The sequence below is a fragment of the Bradyrhizobium sp. genome (assembly GCF_035652035.1).
GTDB lineage: Bacteria > Pseudomonadota > Alphaproteobacteria > Rhizobiales > Xanthobacteraceae > Bradyrhizobium.
Window position 1 is genome coordinate 140,164 of sequence record NZ_DASREO010000085.1, and the last position, 16,696, is coordinate 156,859.

At 61.7% G+C, this 16,696-nt stretch carries 13 protein-coding genes; 7 read left to right on the forward strand and 6 right to left on the reverse strand.

The window, feature by feature from the left end; genetic code table 11:
* Nucleotides 1-10: 10 nt before the first annotated feature.
* On the forward strand, nucleotides 11-454 hold the full coding sequence (locus VFB05_RS23100; RefSeq protein WP_325016565.1) for a YadA-like family protein: 444 nt from the start codon (nucleotides 11-13) through the stop codon (nucleotides 452-454).
* Between the two features lie 170 nt (nucleotides 455-624).
* Complete coding sequence (locus VFB05_RS23105) at nucleotides 625-1,101, forward strand: hypothetical protein (RefSeq protein ID WP_414643263.1); 477 nt, start codon at nucleotides 625-627, stop codon at nucleotides 1,099-1,101.
* Between the two features lie 101 nt (nucleotides 1,102-1,202).
* Here VFB05_RS23105 and VFB05_RS23110 read toward each other — a convergent pair whose 3' ends face one another.
* On the reverse strand, nucleotides 1,203-1,685 hold the full coding sequence (locus VFB05_RS23110) for a CBS domain-containing protein (RefSeq protein ID WP_325016569.1): 483 nt from the start codon (nucleotides 1,683-1,685) through the stop codon (nucleotides 1,203-1,205).
* A gap of 283 nt (nucleotides 1,686-1,968) precedes the next feature.
* Here VFB05_RS23110 and VFB05_RS23115 point away from each other — a divergent pair, with 283 nt between their 5' ends.
* From VFB05_RS23115 to VFB05_RS23125, 3 genes are all read left to right on the forward strand, one after another.
* Nucleotides 1,969-2,724 carry a F0F1 ATP synthase subunit A gene (locus VFB05_RS23115; protein ID WP_325016645.1) on the forward strand — a complete coding sequence of 252 codons (756 nt, stop codon included), beginning with the start codon at nucleotides 1,969-1,971 and terminating at the stop codon, nucleotides 2,722-2,724.
* A gap of 250 nt (nucleotides 2,725-2,974) precedes the next feature.
* Nucleotides 2,975-3,847, forward strand: a complete 873-nt coding sequence (locus tag VFB05_RS23120; RefSeq protein WP_325016571.1) for a transglutaminase-like cysteine peptidase — start codon at nucleotides 2,975-2,977, stop codon at nucleotides 3,845-3,847.
* Between the two features lie 163 nt (nucleotides 3,848-4,010).
* Nucleotides 4,011-4,919, forward strand: a complete 909-nt coding sequence (locus VFB05_RS23125; protein WP_325016573.1) for an ankyrin repeat domain-containing protein — start codon at nucleotides 4,011-4,013, stop codon at nucleotides 4,917-4,919.
* Between the two features lie 153 nt (nucleotides 4,920-5,072).
* Here VFB05_RS23125 and VFB05_RS23130 read toward each other — a convergent pair whose 3' ends face one another.
* Together VFB05_RS23130 and VFB05_RS23135 are read right to left on the reverse strand one after the other, a co-directional pair.
* Complete coding sequence (locus tag VFB05_RS23130; RefSeq protein ID WP_325016575.1) at nucleotides 5,073-5,627, reverse strand: c-type cytochrome; 555 nt, start codon at nucleotides 5,625-5,627, stop codon at nucleotides 5,073-5,075.
* A gap of 112 nt (nucleotides 5,628-5,739) precedes the next feature.
* Complete coding sequence (locus VFB05_RS23135) at nucleotides 5,740-7,455, reverse strand: pyrroloquinoline quinone-dependent dehydrogenase (RefSeq protein ID WP_325016577.1); 1,716 nt, start codon at nucleotides 7,453-7,455, stop codon at nucleotides 5,740-5,742.
* Nucleotides 7,456-7,707: 252 nt separating this feature from the next.
* Here VFB05_RS23135 and VFB05_RS23140 point away from each other — a divergent pair, with 252 nt between their 5' ends.
* Nucleotides 7,708-9,354, forward strand: coding sequence for an acetolactate synthase large subunit (locus tag VFB05_RS23140; RefSeq protein WP_325016579.1), 1,647 nt, complete (start codon nucleotides 7,708-7,710; stop codon nucleotides 9,352-9,354).
* Between the two features lie 116 nt (nucleotides 9,355-9,470).
* Here the strand turns inward: VFB05_RS23140 and VFB05_RS23145 are convergent, their stop codons facing one another.
* Genes VFB05_RS23145 through VFB05_RS23155 form a run of 3 tightly spaced genes read right to left on the reverse strand, consistent with a single transcriptional unit; the run spans nucleotide 9,471 to nucleotide 15,302 of the window.
* Nucleotides 9,471-12,983, reverse strand: a complete 3,513-nt coding sequence (locus VFB05_RS23145) for an error-prone DNA polymerase (protein ID WP_325016582.1) — start codon at nucleotides 12,981-12,983, stop codon at nucleotides 9,471-9,473.
* Nucleotides 12,980-14,584 carry a Y-family DNA polymerase gene (locus tag VFB05_RS23150; RefSeq protein WP_325016647.1) on the reverse strand — a complete coding sequence of 535 codons (1,605 nt, stop codon included), beginning with the start codon at nucleotides 14,582-14,584 and terminating at the stop codon, nucleotides 12,980-12,982. The genes VFB05_RS23145 and VFB05_RS23150 overlap by 4 nt, the downstream gene beginning before the upstream one ends.
* Complete coding sequence (locus tag VFB05_RS23155; RefSeq protein ID WP_325016584.1) at nucleotides 14,490-15,302, reverse strand: DNA repair protein; 813 nt, start codon at nucleotides 15,300-15,302, stop codon at nucleotides 14,490-14,492. The genes VFB05_RS23150 and VFB05_RS23155 overlap by 95 nt, the downstream gene beginning before the upstream one ends.
* Nucleotides 15,303-15,460: 158 nt before the next feature.
* On the opposite strand from VFB05_RS23155, the gene VFB05_RS23160 reads away from it, so the two are divergent.
* The gene (locus tag VFB05_RS23160; protein WP_325016586.1) at nucleotides 15,461-16,690 is read left to right on the forward strand and encodes a putative DNA modification/repair radical SAM protein; all 1,230 of its coding nucleotides are present in this window, start codon (nucleotides 15,461-15,463) and stop codon (nucleotides 16,688-16,690) included.
* The last annotated feature ends 6 nt before the right edge of the window (nucleotides 16,691-16,696 follow it).

Sequence of the window (16,696 nt, forward strand, 5' to 3'; positions counted from 1 at the left end):
TGGGTCCGGGGTGTCGACCACGCGTGCAAACCAGGTGGCAATCGGCACCACCGCCAACACCTACACGCTGGCTGGCGTTTCGTCGGCGGCGAGTCTCGCCACGCAGTCAGGGCCGCTCAAGGTGGTGACGGCGGATGCCGCTGGAAATCTCGCAACCGCGAGTTTCGCCCCGCAGGACATCTCGACCTTGCAATCTAACGTCGGTGTCCTGCAGCAACAGATGAAGCAGGCCTTCGAAGGCACTGCAATTGCGATCGCGCTGGGCGGCACCGCGCTGCCGGACAACAAGAAGTTCGCGATCTCCACCAACTGGGGCAACTTTCGCGGACAAAACGCCGCCGGCGTCTCTGCCCAGTACAGGGTTAGCAACAACGTGGTGACCAATTTTGGCGTGGGTGGAGGCTTCCAGCAGGGCGGCATCGGCAGCCGCGCAGGCGTGACGCTCGCTTGGTGACTCTCCGAAACGTCTGTTATTCGCTGGCGTTTGTCCTGCTTGCGTCCACCGTCGCAACATCCGACGATGGCGAGGCGCAAACGCCAAAGCAGAAGTCTGTCCAGGCCGACGTCCAGCCGAAGCCGGCTCAAATTGATCGCAATGGTGTCCTGATCCTTGTGCGCTCAGCATTGCTCGCGCTCGATCAGGCCAACAAAACCGGCAACTACACCGTCTTGCGCGACCTCGGCTCGCCGGGCTTTCAAGTCAATACAGCAGCCCGCCTCAGCGAGATATTTGCAAAACAACGCAACGACAATATCGACCTCTCCGGCGTGGCGGTCATCGATCCGCAACTCAGCCTTCTCCCACAAATTGAAGCAAACGGGATGATGCGAATGGCGGGTTTCTTCCCGTCCGTGCCATCTCAAGTCAATTTCGAACTGGTCTACGCGCCAGTGAACGGCCAATGGCGATTGTTCGGCATCGGCGTCACGATCGGACAGATGGCGCCCACCCCGCCGGAGGCGGCTTCGCCAACGCCTAACCCCACGCAGTCGCCCACTGCCGCAGCCGTATCAGCCCCGCTGGCAGCGCAAAAGCAAGCGCCCGCCAACGCTATAAAGCAAGTGCCTAACAACGCGGTGACGTCGCCCAAACAACCTTGATCACGGCGGGATCTCATGTTGCCTTTTGGCCCCTGGCTGAGCTAGGACCTAACGAAGGTTACGTCTGCTTCCAGCCGTAATTGGCACGCCCGCTTCCGGCGCTAGTCCGTCGGCTCAAGTAAATTGTCCACGTTTTCGACTACGGCGCGAACCACATCCGCGCGGCTGACAATGCCGACCAACACGCCATCACGCAGGATAGGAATGCGCTTGATGCCATGTTTCAGCATCAGATCCGCCAACTCCGCAAGCGAGGCGTCCTCGTCAGCGGAGATGATAGCGGTATGCATGATCTCGCGGACGTGCTGCAGGTTCAGCCGGATTTCGGCCAGGAACTCCGGGGCGAGCGTCTCGCCTTCCGCCAGCATGCGGAGCCACTCCGCCCGCTTGTTTTGAAACTGCGCACCAAAGTGGCGCATAATGTCACCCTCGCTGACCAATCCAAGCGGCCGGTGATCGGGGTCCACCACGGGTACGGCGGAGACGTGATGGATCAGCATGCGCCGGGCGGTCTCAACTATGGTGGTCTCGGGCGATACCGTAACCATATCCGTTGTCATCACCGACTTGGCAGGGATCGTCATGCGTACGGCTCCTACAAGTAGAGCATGCACGATACCGGACCGACCTGGCGGCCGCCTTGACGTGCCTCAAAGCGGCTGGTTCGGGAAAGGCGTCCAAATCTTTTGCGACTGAGAAGCCGAAGTTTGCTTGATCTGGATCAAGCCACGCCCAACCTGGCAAGCCAAACAGTTGCGTTGCCCATCATGCGCCAAAGGGAATTTCGCAAGCGCAGCGGCGCAAAATGCAGAAATGCATGCATATCGTCCTTGAGGAAATCAGATCTGACAAAGGGACATGGCGCGGATGACCCTCGATCCGATCGACCAATTCAGCATCAACAACTTCTTCACGATAGGCACGATCGGCGGTCAGACCATCGCCTTCACTAATTCCTCGGCCTACATGCTGCTCACGGTAGCGGTGATTTGCTTGCTGGCAGTTCGGGGCTTTAAAAAGCAAGAACTGGTTCCTGGTCGTTTTCAATCGGCCGCCGAATTGAGCTTTGTGTTCGTCGCCAGCATGATCCGTTCTACCGCCGGCGAGGACGGCATGAAATTCTTCCCACTCGTCTATTCAATCTTCACGTTTATTTTGGTCGCAAACGTGATCAGCATCATTCCCTACACTTTTTCAGTGACGAGCCACATCATAGTCACCGCTGCCTTCGCGCTGCTCGTATTCTTCACAGTGCTGATCTATGGCTTCTACAAAAACGGACTGAAATTCTTCAGGATCTTCGTGCCATCAGGCATTCCGATCTACATCCTGCCCCTGATCGTCGTGATCGAGATCATCTCTTTCCTGTCGCGACCGCTTTCGCACAGTGTGCGTCTGTTCGCCAACATGCTGGCCGGACATATCACGCTAAAGGTGTTCGCGGGTTTCGTCGTCCTGCTCGGCACGTCGCTCGGCACAATCGGCTGGTTGGCCGGCATCGTGCCGCTGGCGATGACCGTTGCGCTCACCGCGCTTGAACTGCTGGTGGCATTCCTGCAGGCCTACGTGTTTGCGGTTCTGACCTGCATCTATCTTAACGACGCCATTCACGGCGGCCACTGAGTGGTCCGAGGCAAGGCTGTCCGGCGAGATCAAGTTGATCGGCTGCACGCCTGCCTGAACAGGACGTGCGGAGAGGAACCACTGACTTGCCCGACGGCGCAAGCGCTTGTTTTCGCAAGGACGCAAAGCAAAGCAGACGTGACAGGTCCCGTTTGGCGGCTCCTGCGCGGCGTAAAATCGGCCGGGAAAGCCAGAACTTAAGGCATTCTTAGAATCCTGGAGCGAGAATTCCCCGTTCGGGATATTTCCAATGGTCAGGTCGAGAGCCTCAGTCACTCCCGGAGCAAGCTTCCGCGTCCTGGTGATCTTTCCCCTCATCATCACGGGCCTTGCGCTCCTGTGCACGGCCGTGACGTCGATGTGCGCTTCTTCCCTGACTGTTCTCTCTGCTGCGTTCAAGGCCGACCAATACGCGCAATCCCATCTCGCAAGCATGCAACCGCCGTTGCGGAGCGGCCTCGACACGACCACCCGTCTCGCCAACGTCAGCGATGAGCCGCAAAGAGGCATTCGACCCGTCAGCCGCGAACCCCATGTCGCAAGCACGCCACCGCCGTTGCGGCGCGACCTCCGGAACGTCACGACCGCGGCGCTCGCGATCACGCCCCGCGAGCCTCAGCGCGGTGTTCAATTCATCAGGTTTGACGCACCAACCCTGGCTCCGATGGCATTCACGCAGTTCTGCGTGAGATATCCCGGTGACTGCAAACCGCAGCGTCTGGGCGACCGGATCGAATTGGACATCACACGTTGGTCGGAACTCGATATCGTCAATCGCACTGTCAACTCATCGATCCGGCCGTTGCGAAATGAAGACGGCCTCGCCGGTGAAAAATGGCTGCTTGCCCCCGCCAGCGGCGACTGCAACGATTACGCCGTAACAAAGCGTCACCAATTGATCGCCAAAGGCTGGTCCGCCCGTACTGTCTTGTTGAGCGAGGTCGTGACCGGCTCGGGCGAGCATCACCTTGTGACTGTTGTCCGTACCGACGGCGGCGATCTGGTGCTCGACAACCTGACCGACGAGATCATGCCGTGGTCTCGCACGCCCTATCGATGGGTGCGTATCCAGACGCCGAAAAACCCGAACTACTGGGCGTCGATTTCCGGACGAAACGCTTGAACTGAGCGCTCCTGCGAGTTCCGCCTTCGCACCGCAGTCGGGGCTTGGCGGACAAGCCGTGTGCCTGTGCCCGGCTTGAGGTGGAATGCGACCGCGGCTATTGATTGAGGATCGGACTGCGGTTCGCACCGACTGATAATGGCAATGTTGGGGAGAGAGCACGTTGCGTCACGTTGCGTTGGCTGCGGTGTTCGTGTTCGGCGCTATCCACACAGCTTTCGCGGCCGACCCGGCGCGGTGCCGCGACCCGGCTCGCCGTTATGAGACTCGCAAGTCCGAGATGACCGCGATTGAAATCTCGTCGACGCTGTTTTCCGCTGCCGACCGCAACTGCACCGATCTTGCGACAACCTTGCTCGACCAGGGCGCATCGGTGGACGCACGAGACCGGTTGGGCGCCCGGCCGCTCGCCCGCGCGGCGCGATCCGGCCATCTCGAGATGGTCGATCTGCTCTTGCAGCGAGGCGCGCCGATCGACGCGCGCGATCTTGCAGGCGCAACCGCGCTCTACGTTGCCGCCGAACGCGGCCAGGCGGCCGTCGTGCAGCGGCTGATCGACAAAGGCGCCGACGCCAGTCTGACGGGGCGAAGCGGCACCTCGCCTTTAGCGGCTGCCGCCTTCGCCGGCAGGAACCAGGTCGTCAAGTTGCTGCTCGCGCACGGCGCCGACCCGAGGGCGGCGGACGATACCGGCAAGCCGCCGATCGTCTATGCTGCCGCGAGCGGCAGCCTCGATATTGTCCGGCAGTTGCTGGCGCAGAATCTCGATGTCAATGCGCGTTACGCCAACGACCTCACGCTCCTGATGTGGGCCTCGGGCCCTGACCAGACTGTCGCGGAGGCGCAGGCGCTGGAAGTCGTCTCCTATCTCCTCGATTCCGGTGCGCGGATCGATGACCGGGACGATCGCGGGCGCACGGCACTGATGACCGCGGCCGAAGGCGACCACGCAGAGATCGTCCAGCTGCTACTCAAGCACGGAGCGGATCCATCCCTGCGCGACAAGGCCGGCAAGCGCGCCGCCGATCTCACCCGGTTGACGGCGCTGCGCGAGACGCTATCGGCGCAGTGAGGCAGCTCGGCCTCGTGGTTCGAGACGCCCGCTGGAGGCGGGCTCCTCACCATGAGGGGCTGAGGTCTCGCCGTGAAACACGACCTGATCCTGAGGAGCCTGCGCAGCAGGCGTCTCGAAGGATGGCCGCAAAGAGACTGAGCGCCGAGCGACTCACAACCCCGCGAGATATTCCGCGAGCGCTGCCAGATCGTCGGTTGACGTTGCAATCATCAGGTCGCTCATGCCGGGGTTATTGCCGCGGGCACGGGTTCGGAAGTCCGCCATGGTCTTCGCCAGATAGTCGCGGCCCTGCCCGGCCAGACGCGGGACCGTCGAGTCGCCCTGGAAATGGTCGAGATGACAGCCGGTGCAGCCGACCGAGCCGTTTGCGGTCTGGGCGCGCTGCGCCACATCTTTCGGCGCGCGAGGCTGGTCGAGATCCGGCCACGGCTTGTTCGAGAAGTATTCGGCAATCGCCAACATGTCGTCTTTTTCAAAGGCCGAGGCGATCGGCTGCATGATCTCGCTCTTGCGATCGCCGCGCTTGAAATCGCGGAGCTGGATATAGAGATAGCCGGTCTGCTGTCCCCAGATGTTCGGAATCGTCTTGTCGACCGGCTTGCCGTTTTCGCCATGGCAGGCTGAGCAAACTTGAACCTTCTCTTGGACTTTCTCGTCCAGCGTCTGCGCGCCGAGCGGCGTGATTGCGAACGCTATCGCAGCCACGACGCTTCCTAGTATCCCGGAATAAATCCTGCCCATCGCGTTGCCTTCGCACGTTTCCAAAAGAAGCGGGACCGCAAGCGGTCCCGCTCCCTCAATCGATGTCGCTTCGCTCTTAATCCAGCGAGAACGCGATGATGTTGTTGCCGCGCTTGGCGTCGATCTGAACGTTACCGCCGGCGCCGACCACGATGTATTGCTTGTCGCCGACCATATAGCTCGACGGCGGCGCGTTGACACCGGCGCCGGCGCGGAAGCTCCACAGCTCCTTGCCGTTCGCGGAATTATAGGCGGCGAACTTGCCGTTGGCTTCGCCGGTGAACACCAGCCCGCCGGCGGTCGCGAGAATGCCGCCGATCATCGGCTCCGGCGTCTTGACCTGCCACTTGATCTTGCCGGTGTCGTAGTTGACGGCGGTGATGTTGCCGGACTGCGTCTCCGACGGAATCACCTTGAACGCGCCGCCGAGCCAGAGCTTGCCGTTCGGATACGGCGAGTTCTCGACATGGTAGGTCATCGGCTGATGCAGGTTGATGGCATAGGCGAGACTCTGGCCCGGATCGGTGGCGATCGGCGACCATTCGACGCCGCCATTGGCGCCGGGCAACATGCGCGCGCCTTCCTTGGTCGGAAGCGTCCACATGTTCTCCTGCGGCACCATCGCCTCCGAGAAGCGGATCAGGCTGCAGTCCTTGCGGTCATGCACGTAGACATGACCGGTCTTGCCGGCGTGAATGACGCCGGGGATGGTCTTGCCGTTCTTGTCCTTGACGTCGACCAGCACCGCCGGGCTGACCGCATCGAGGTCCCATATGTCGTGGGCGATATACTGGAAGTGACAGACATATTTGCCGGTATCGAGGTCGAGCGAGACCAGCGAGTCCGTGTAAAGGTTGTCGCCGGGCCGGACCGATCCGTCGAGGTCGGGCGACGGGTTGCCGACCACGAAATAGATCCGGTTGGTGGCAAGGTCGATCGCAGGGTTCTGCCAGACGCCGCCGCCGAGCTTGGCCGCGGGGTCGCCGGTCTTGGCGAGTTGATCCTTTTCGGCCTGGATGTTGCGGTGCATGTCGCGGCCGGTGGCGTCCTTGGTGGCCCAGACGCCGACGGAGTTGTCGGGAATGGTGCTGAAACTCCAGAGCTGCTTGCCGGTGTTGGCGTCGTAGGCGCGCACGAAGCCGCGGATGCCGTATTCGCCGCCGTTGGTGCCGATCAGGACCTTGTCCTTGATCACGGTCGGCGCCATCGTCTCGCTGTAGCCGAGTTCGGGATCGGCAATATTGGTACTCCAGATCACCTCGCCGGTCTTGGCGTTGAGCGCGACCAGCTTGGAGTCGAGCGTGGCGAGATAGACCTTGTCATTGAGGACCTGGACGCCGCGGTTGTTCGGCCCGCAGCAGAAGGTCGTGATCGGGCCCATCTTGTGATTGTAATGCCAGAGTTGCTGGCCGGTCTTGGCATCGAGCGCGTAGACATGGCTGTACGAGGTCGTCACGAACATCACGCCATCGACGACGATCGGTGAGGTCTCCAGCGATTCCTTGACGTCGGTCTGGAAGATCCAGGCGACATGCAACCGCTTGACGTTGTCGCGATCGATCTGCTTGGCGGGATAAAAGCGCGTCTGCGCGTAGTTCCCGTTGGTCAGCAGAAAATCCTTGGCGTTCTTGTCTGCTGAGTTGAGTTGGCTCTGGGTGACCGGCGAAACCTTCGCATTGCCGATTTGCGACTTTCCTTCCTGCTTGACCTCCTGCGCGCCCGCGGTCGCCGACAAGAGGGCAATGCTGCCGATCGCGGCAAAACCTGCCGCAAGCCCTTTCGCGTACTTCATGATTTCCCCCTTAAGGTTTTTGTTTATGACTGCGATGAAACGAATGATGGGCAAGTTCGCTAATAGTGCTCGCTAAGAAGTACACCGTCAATCATCCCTGAGATGTCATTGACGCTTGCTGCAATAGCGAAGTGCCGGTGCCGCGAAGCGGACACGATCTCGGATCGGAGGGCCGCTCACGGCGTCGGCTTGCGGCCCATAATCGTTTATATTGACCCTTCACTCGCACGACGTCGCCCAAAGGAGGCCTGAATGCCCAAAGGTTCTGATCTGCTCGTTGCGGCGCTGGCCAATGAAGGCGTGACACGGATCTTCGGGGTTCCGGGCGAGGAAAATCTCGATGTGGTGGAATCGCTGCGCACCTCGAAGATCGAGCTGGTCGTGACCCGCCATGAGCAAGGCGCAGCCTTCATGGCCGCCACCTACGGCCGGCTGACCGGCAAGCCCGGCGTTTGCATCACGACGCTGGGACCTGGCGCGCTCAATCTCACGACAGGTGCCGCCTACGCGCTCTTGGGCGCCATGCCGATGATCATGATCACCGGACAAAAGGGGATCATGAAGAGCCGGCAGGCCGGCTTTCAGATCGTCGACGTCGTGAGCGCGTTCCGCCCGCTGACCAAGATGTCGCGCCAGATCGTCTCCACCGCCACGATTCCGACGCTGGTCAGGGACGCGTTCCGGATCGCGGTCGAAGAGCGGCCGGGCCCGGTCCTGCTGGAGCTGCCCGAAGACGTCGCCGGTGAGGAGGCTGAGCCCGTCGCGGTCGTTCCGGTGCACCCGATCGAAATCCCGGTCGCGCACCGGGCCTCGCTCGACCGCGCGGCGGAGATGATCCTGGCAGCAAAGCGGCCTCTGATCATGCTGGGCGCGGCGGCGTCCCGGCCACGAAGCACGGCCGGCATCGGCGACTTCGTTCGCCGGACGCGGATCCCGTTTTTCAACACCCAGATGGGAAAAGGCACCGTGCCGGGCGGCACGGGCCTCTATATGGGAACGGCGGCACTCAGCGAGCGCGATTATGTGCATGAGGCGGTTGACCAGGCCGACCTCATTATTGCGATCGGCCACGACACGGTCGAGAAGCCGCCCTTCATCATGGGCCCGAACGGGCCCCAGGTCATCCACGTCAACTATACGCCGGCAACCGTCGAGCAGGTTTATTTCCCCCAATGCGAGGTGGTCGGCGATGTCGGGCCGAGCCTCGAATTGCTCGCGGGTCGCCTCGAGGGCCGATTGCGCCACGCCGATGCGCTCTTGAACTTGCGGGACGGAATCTTGAGCCGCCTCAGTGACCGCAATGAGGAAGAGCGCTGGCCACCGACCCCGCAGCGCATCGTTCACGACGTCAGGCAGGTCATTCCGGAGGACGGAATCATCGCGCTCGACAACGGCATGTACAAGATCTGGTTCGCCCGGAACTATCGGACCTACGTTGCCAACACCGTGTTGCTCGACAATGCGCTGGCGACCATGGGCGCCGGCCTGCCGTCGGCGATGATGGCCTCGATCCTTTACCCCGGACGGCGGGTCATGGCGGTCTGCGGCGATGGCGGCTTCATGATGAATTCGCAGGAGATGGAGACCGCGGTTCGCCTCAAGCTCAATCTCGTTGTGCTCATCCTGGAAGACTCCGCCTACGGCATGATCCGCTGGAAGCAGGCGGTCGACAATTTCCCGGATTTTGGCCTGACCTTCGGCAATCCGGATTTCGTGAAATATGCCGAGAGCTATGGCGCCAGGGGATCGCGGGTCACGAGGTGCAGCGACCTCATTCCGACGCTGGAGGCCGCCTTCAAAGGAGGCGGCGTTCATCTCGTTGTCGTGCCGATCGATTATTCCGAGAACAAGCGGGTTCTGGTCGACGAGCTCCGCGCCAAAGTGAAGCCTGCCGGGTAGCGATATCTGAGGGCCTAGAGCCTATCCGGTTCTGATTAAATCAGAACCGGGCTCTACTTTTTTGTTTTGACGCGTTTTCTTCACGCGAACCGGTCTCCACTTCGCTCGAAAACGCTCTAGTGAAAATCCCGCGACGGCGGCAGAATGCGGACGTTGCGGGGATGGCGGATTTTCTGCGCCGGTTGATCCGCATGATCGCGCCGGTCGTCGTTGAGCGGCTCGATCAAGGCGGGCTGGAGCGGCAGCGCGTGTTTGCGGCTGACCATGTCGTCGGAGAGATCGAGCAGGTCGCGCGAACGATCGAACAGGCGTTCTGCGACCAGATGCACCACTTTTTCCGGGCTGCTCTGGATATACCCTTCGACCAGGATCAGCCGCGATCCCATCACCTCTTTGCGAAAACGCTCCATCGCCTTGGGCCACACGACGATATTGGCGATGCCAGTTTCATCCTCCAGCGTCATGAAGACGACACCCTTGGCGCTGCCCGGACGCTGCCGCACCAGCACCACGCCGGCGCAGCGGACATATTGCCTGTCCCTTGCATCCGATACCGACGAACAGGCGATCACGCCCTCGCGCTCGAACTTCGCGCGCAAGAACTCCATCGGATGGCCTTTCAGCGACAGACGGATCGTTTGATAATCCGCAACGACATGTTCCGACAGCGGCATCGACGGCAAAGGCTTTGCCCGTTCATCCGGCTGCTCGCGCGCGGCAGCGGTCTCGAACAACGGCAACGGCACATCGTCAGGCAGACGCCGCACAGCCCAGAGCGCAGCGCGGCGGTCGAGCCCGATGGAGCGGAACGCATCGGCATCCGCCAGCAGGATCAGCGCGCGCTTGGGCAAGGCGGTGTCGCGGGCAAAGTCTTCCAGCGAGGTGAACGGCCGGCGATTGCGGGCGGCGACGATGCGGTCGGCCCAGTCGTCAAGTTGGACTTCATTGTCGTTGCGTGGCGTCAGGACTCCTTCAGCGTCGTCATTCCGGGGCGCGCCCCTTGGCGCGAGCCCGGAATCCATTCCTCCGCACGAATGCGGCTCAATGGATTCCGGGTCTGCGCCTGACGGCGCATCCCGGAATGACGACGTGGAGAGATCCCGAAACGACTGCTGGATTCTCTTCAGCCGCTCCTCATCCGCATCCTTCCATGAAAACCCGTCGATCTGGCGAAAGCCGAGCCGAACCGCGCAATATTTTCCGCTCCCCTCCTCCAGCGTGTTCTGGGCGAAGCTGAAGGACACATCGATGTCGCGCACCTCGACGCCGTTCTTGCGGGCATCGCCGACGATCTGCGCCGGAGCATAAAAGCCCATCGGCTGCGAGTTCAACAAGCCGCAGCAGAATGCATCGGGATGCCAATGCTTCAGCCAGGAGGAGATATAGACAAGCTGGGCAAAGCTTGCGGCGTGACTTTCCGGAAAGCCGTAAGAGCCAAAGCCCTTGATCTGCTCAAAACAGTTTTTTGCGAATTGCGGCTCGTAACCGCGACGGATCATGTTGCCGATCAACTTCTCTTCGAAGTTTCCGATCGTCCCGACATTGCGGAATGTCGCCATCGCGCGGCGCAGACCATTGGCTTCTTCTGAAGTAAAGCCTGCGGCTTCGATCGCGATCCGCATCGCCTGCTCCTGAAACAGGGGCACGCCGAGTGTCTTGTGCAGAACCTTGTAGAGTTCGTCCGGAGGACCAAATTCCGGCGACGGCGCCGGATAGTTTTCCTTCTCGATGCCGTTTCGCCGCCTCAGGTAAGGATGCACCATGTCGCCCTGGATCGGCCCGGGCCGCACGATCGCGACTTCAATGACGAGATCGTAGAAGGTGCGCGGCTTCAGCCGCGGCAGCATGTTCATCTGCGCCCGGCTTTCGACCTGGAATACGCCGAGCGATTCACCCCGGCACAGCATGTCGTAAACCGGCTCCTGATCCTGAGGAACCGTTTCCAGCTTCCAGCGCTCGCCTTTGTGCTCCTCGATCAGGTCGAAACATTTGCGGATGCAGGTCAGCATTCCCAGCGCCAGCACATCGACCTTCATCATGTTCAGCGCGTCGACATCGTCCTTGTCCCATTCGATGAAGGTGCGGTCGTCCATGGCGGCGTTCCCGATCGGCACATAGGTGTCGAGCCGGTCCTGGGTCAGCACATAACCGCCGACATGCTGCGACAGATGCCGTGGAAACTCGATCAGCTCAGTGGCGAGCTTGACCGCAAGCACCACCATCGGGTTTTTCGGATCAAAGCCGGCCTGCTTGACCTGCATCTCGTTGAGGCCACTTCCCCAGCTTCCCCACACCGTATCGGCAAGCGCAGCGGTCACGTCCTCGGTCAGGCCAAGCGCCTTGCCAACGTCGCGGATCGCGCTGCGCGGCCGGTAATGAATGACGGTTGCGATGATGGCGGCGCGATGCCGGCCGTAGCGGCGATAGACATATTGCATCACCTCCTCGCGCCGCGAATGCTCGAAATCGACATCGATGTCGGGCGGTTCCAGCCGCTCCTTGGAAATGAAGCGCTCGAACAACAGATCGACCTTGGTCGGGTCGACCGAGGTGATGCCGAGCACGTAGCACACGGCGGAGTTGGCCGCCGATCCCCTGCCCTGACAAAGAATCTTCTGGCTGCGCGCGTACCGCACGATGTCGTGCACGGTGAGAAAATAATGCGCGTATTTCAGCTCGGCGATGAGCGCGAGTTCCTTGTGCAAGGTCGCGCGCAACCTGTCGTCGATCTGACCGTCGAAATAGGTTTGCACGCCAGCCCAGGTCAGGTCTTCCAGATGCTGCTGCGCGGTCTTGCCCGGCGGCACCGGCTCGTCAGGATACTGGTACTTGAGTTGATCGAGCGAAAAGCTGATACGGTCAGCAAACCGCATGGTTTCCGCAATCGCCTCCGGTGCATCGCGAAACAGTCGCGCCATTTCTTGCGCCGGCTTGAGATGACGCTCGGCGTTGGCCTCGAGGCGCTTGCCGATGGCCTCGATGGTCGTCTTTTCACGGATACAGGTGAGGACATCCTGCAGGGGACGCTGCGACGGATGATGGTAAAGCACCTCATTGGTGGCCAGCAGCGGCACCCCGGCCCCATCTGCAATGCGCGCAAGCCGCGCCAGACGCCGCCGATCGTCGCCGCGATAGAGCAGGCTTGCCGCCAGCCACACGCCATCGGCCTGGCTTGAGCTCAACTGGCTGAGAAGGTCATGCGCTTTCGTCTCGTCGAAACGATGCGGCAGCGCGAGTGCGAGAAGCTGTCCTTCGGCGAACTCCAGAAGATCGTCGAGCTTCAAGTGGCACTCGCCTTTGAGAGTGTCCTCGCCACGCTTGCCGCGGGTGAGCAACTGGCACAGCCGGCCGTAGGCGGCACGGTCGCGCGGATAAACCAGAATATCCGACGTGCCATCGTTGAAAACGATCCGCGATCCGATCAGAAGTTTTGGCTTGTGCTTGACTTCCGGATTATCGAGTTCGTTGTAAGCCCGTACGACGCCCGCAAGCGTGTTGTGGTCGGCGATGCCAATGGCGGGAAGACGAAGTTCTCCCGCCTGATGCACATAGGCCTGCGGATGCGAGCCGCCGCGCAGGAACGAAAAGTTCGTGGTGATGCCGATTTCCGCGTACTCTTGAACCGTCATGCGAACAGTCCATGCATGAACCAGTTTGGCGGCTGGGGCTTGCCTTCTTTCTGCGCGACCTCGCCAAACAACCCGTCGCGATAAAGCCAGAAGCGCAGACCTTCCTCGTCCTCGACGCGGAAGTAATCGCGCGTCAGCATTGCGCTTCCCGCCCGCCACCATTCCATGGCAACGCGTTCGGGACCTTCGACGCGGACCACGGCATGGGTGGCGCGGCGCCAGACGAACCGCGCCGGCGGTCCGTCCGGCACCTCGGCGATCACCTTGATCTCTTCCGGCCGCTCGAACAGCCGCAAGGGCCGCAGCGGCGGCTCGCCCGCGACCCGCGCCGGCCAGGTGGCTTGCGCGGCTTCCGCCAGATGATGCTGCGCCGGGGCGGCTAAAACGGCGCATTCGGGGATGTGCGTATCCTGCGGCAGATGGACGACCACGCGCTTGCCGCCAATGCGCGCCGCGATGCGATCGATCAGGGCCGATATCTCGTCCTGGTCATGCACATGGGCGTCGAGGTCGCGCTGCTCTTGCACGACGATTTCGGTGCGGCTCGCGGTCAGGCGAATAAGGTCGAAACCGAAACCGGGATCGAGCGGATCGCTCAAAGCCTCCAGCCGCTCGCGAAACAACCGGTCGATCATCGCAGCCTTGGTGACGGGCTGGCCGGTATCGACCGTGATGGTGCGAACCGCGCCGTCGGTGCGGAAGAAACAGGCCTCCAGCTGGCGCGCGCCCTTGCCCTGTTTGGCCATCGCCGTCACCAGCGTCCCGGCCAATCCAGACAAGGTCGCCGAGATCACCGTTTCAGTCGCGACCGGCTCGGCAAAGCGCCTCTCCACGATGTAATCGGGTAGCGGCTTGCGCGGGCTGATCGGCGCATCGCTTTGGCCCAGCGCCTGCTCCAGCAGCGCCGTGAAACGAGCGCCAAACCTGGCGGTGATTTCATGCCGTCCGCGCTCGGCCACTTCACCGATGGTCTTCAAGCCGGCGCGGCTCAGCCCCGTCACGACAGCGATATCCGCACCCAATGCCGATACCGGCAGCGACCGGACGGCTTCATACTCCTCGCCGTCGCTGATAATCCGGCCATGGACGTGACGGGTCAGGGTCCGGGCGCAGACAGCCGTGCCAGCGATGGCGCTACTCACCACAAACCCCTGTGCGGTCAGGACACCGCAGACGAGATTCATCATCGCCGCCTCACCGCCGAACAAATGCGCGCAACCGGTGACATCGAGAAAAAGACCGTGCGGGGGATCGAGCGCGACCAACGGAGTGAAACGATCGCACCACTCCGCGATGGCGCTCAGCGCCTCGGCGTCGGCGACATCATCGGCATCGTAGACCTGAACGTCGGGACAGATGGCGCGGGCGTTCGCAAGCGGCAGGCCGACGGCAAGGCCAAGATGGGCGGCCTTGTCGTCGAGCGCGGAAATCCGCAGCATGTTGTTGTCCTTGGCAACAACGATGCTGGGTCCATCAGGCAGCTTAAGACGATTTGACGTACCGTCTTCACGCGACCCGATAACTGCTTCGGCCAGAAGCTTTTTTGTAAGTTGCCGTTTGATGCGGTCGGTGGGCAGGCGCGGCAGCCACAGGCTGAGGATACGCCGCCGGTTTTCCGAAAAGGCACTCATCACTTTTCCATTCCATGATCCAGCGGCCGGTCGGGCCATGACGGTTGCGGACAAGCTGCGTCTCCAACAGAGGCGCGCCCCATGCACTCGATGGGTGTGAAGCTGGTGGCGAATGCGCCGCGCGCACGATCCATCTGGTCTCGGCGGTCGAGGCCCTCGGCTCTGCCGCCATCCGCAGCACAAGGCCGGTCGCGCCCGAAGCTTGCGCTGCCAGCGTCAACTTGCGGCTGGCGACGAGGTCGAACTGTTTCGCCTCGCCCCAGACCTCCAGCACGACGGCGCCCACCGCATCGCAGGCCAAAGCGTCGGCAGTCGTCCGTAATGCCTGATCGACATCGGCCGCGCGGACGGTCACGAGAAGACGCGGATCGAGGCCGAGTTCGGAAAACCCGTGCATCGAGACGGCGCCAGCTTCGACTTCCGCAAAGTCCTGCCGGATCCAAACCAGAGGCCGCCGCGCGGTCACGCGCCCGGCTAGCCCCGCGACAAAGCCGGTCGCAGCCGCGCTTTGCCGTCCGGCTTCCGCAAACACCTCATGCATCGCGCCCAAAGCGAGCCCGCCTTGCAGGTGAGCATCGGCCTCCGCATGCCCGAGCGGCACCTTGCGCAGGCCACATGCCGCGCCATGCGTCTCGATGCGCTCGATGTGGCTGCGTAAGGCCGCAAGATTCCGTGCCGCGCTCGTCATGCGCTGCGTCCTGAATTGATGAAAGCCATTCCGATTTTGAGAGAACCAGAAGCTGGCTCATTTGTTCATGATATGTTCTAATTTAAAGCTAACGGCCACGAAAGAGTCAATCGAATTGGTGGCTCGAAAATTCATGAGCGGAATCAAGGGGATTTAGGATGGACGTACAACGCAAGCTGGAAATCCTGGCAGATGCCGCCAAATACGACGCCTCCTGCGCCTCCTCTGGCACCGAGCTGCGGGATTCCAGCGACGGCAAGGGCCTCGGCTCGACCGCGCCCGGCATGGGCATCTGCCACTCCTACGCGCCGGATGGCCGCTGCATCTCCCTGTTGAAGGTGCTGCTCACCAACGCCTGCAACTACGATTGCCTCTATTGCGTCAATCGCGCTTCCAGCAACGTGCCGCGCGCCCGCTTCACGTCAGACGAGGTGGTGAAGCTCACGATCGACTTCTACCGCCGCAATTACATCGAGGGATTGTTTCTCTCTTCCGGTATCATCCGCAGCCCCGACTACACCATGGAACAGGTGATCCGCGTCGCGCGAAGCTTGCGCGAAGAGCATCACTTCCGCGGCTACATTCATCTCAAGACCATTCCCGAAGCCGATGACGCGTTGATCACGGAGGCCGGCAAATATGCCGATCGTCTCAGCATCAACATCGAGGTCCCCGAGGAGAACAGCCTCGCGAAGCTCGCGCCGGAAAAGGACGTGCGCGCGATCCGCCGCACCATGGGCCGGCTTCGTTTAAAACTCGACGAAGCGAAGCCGGACGGGAAATCAAAAGCAAAACCGCCGCGCTTTGCCCCCGCAGGCCAGAGCACGCAGATGATCGTCGGCGCGGACACAGCAGACGATCAGACCATTCTTGCCACCAGCGCCAATCTCTACGGCGCATACCGCCTCAAGCGCGTCTATTACTCGGCTTTCAGCCCGATCCCGGATGCAAGCCGCTCGCTTCCACTTCAAGCCCCTCCTCTGATGCGCGAGCATCGGCTGTACCAGGCCGACTGGCTGATGCGCTTCTACGGCTTCGACGTCGGCGAGATCGTCGAAGGCGCGGGCTGGCTTCCGCTCGACATCGATCCGAAACTTGCCTGGGCGCTGCGACATCGCGACCGTTTTCCGCTCGATGTTGCGCGCGCCAGCCGCGAGGAGCTGTTGCGCGTGCCGGGCTTTGGCAGCAAAGCCGTCGACCGCATCATCGAGACCCGCCGCCTCACCTCCATTCGCATCGCCGACCTCGGCCGGCTTCATATTCCAAAGCACAAGGCGCTGCTCTTCATCATCCTCAGCGACCATCGTCCCTCGCCCGCTCTGCTTGATGCCGCAAACCTTGCCCAGCGCTTCAAGCCGAAGGTGGCGCAGTTGGGATTCGAATTCTAAGACGTC

Bases quoted from the DNA above. Each gene is read 5' to 3' on its own strand.
- VFB05_RS23115 (WP_325016645.1), top strand. From the start codon at position 1,969: ATGACCCTCGATCCGATCGACCAATTCAGCATCAACAACTTCTTCACG.
- VFB05_RS23145 (WP_325016582.1), bottom strand. From the start codon at position 12,983: ATGACGGTTCAAGAGTACGCGGAAATCGGCATCACCACGAACTTTTCG.
- VFB05_RS23140 (WP_325016579.1), top strand. From the start codon at position 7,708: ATGCCCAAAGGTTCTGATCTGCTCGTTGCGGCGCTGGCCAATGAAGGC.
- VFB05_RS23155 (WP_325016584.1), bottom strand. From the start codon at position 15,302: ATGACGAGCGCGGCACGGAATCTTGCGGCCTTACGCAGCCACATCGAG.
- VFB05_RS23160 (WP_325016586.1), top strand. From the start codon at position 15,461: ATGGACGTACAACGCAAGCTGGAAATCCTGGCAGATGCCGCCAAATAC.
- VFB05_RS23135 (WP_325016577.1), bottom strand. From the start codon at position 7,455: ATGAAGTACGCGAAAGGGCTTGCGGCAGGTTTTGCCGCGATCGGCAGC.
- VFB05_RS23120 (WP_325016571.1), top strand. From the start codon at position 2,975: ATGGTCAGGTCGAGAGCCTCAGTCACTCCCGGAGCAAGCTTCCGCGTC.
- VFB05_RS23110 (WP_325016569.1), bottom strand. From the start codon at position 1,685: ATGACGATCCCTGCCAAGTCGGTGATGACAACGGATATGGTTACGGTA.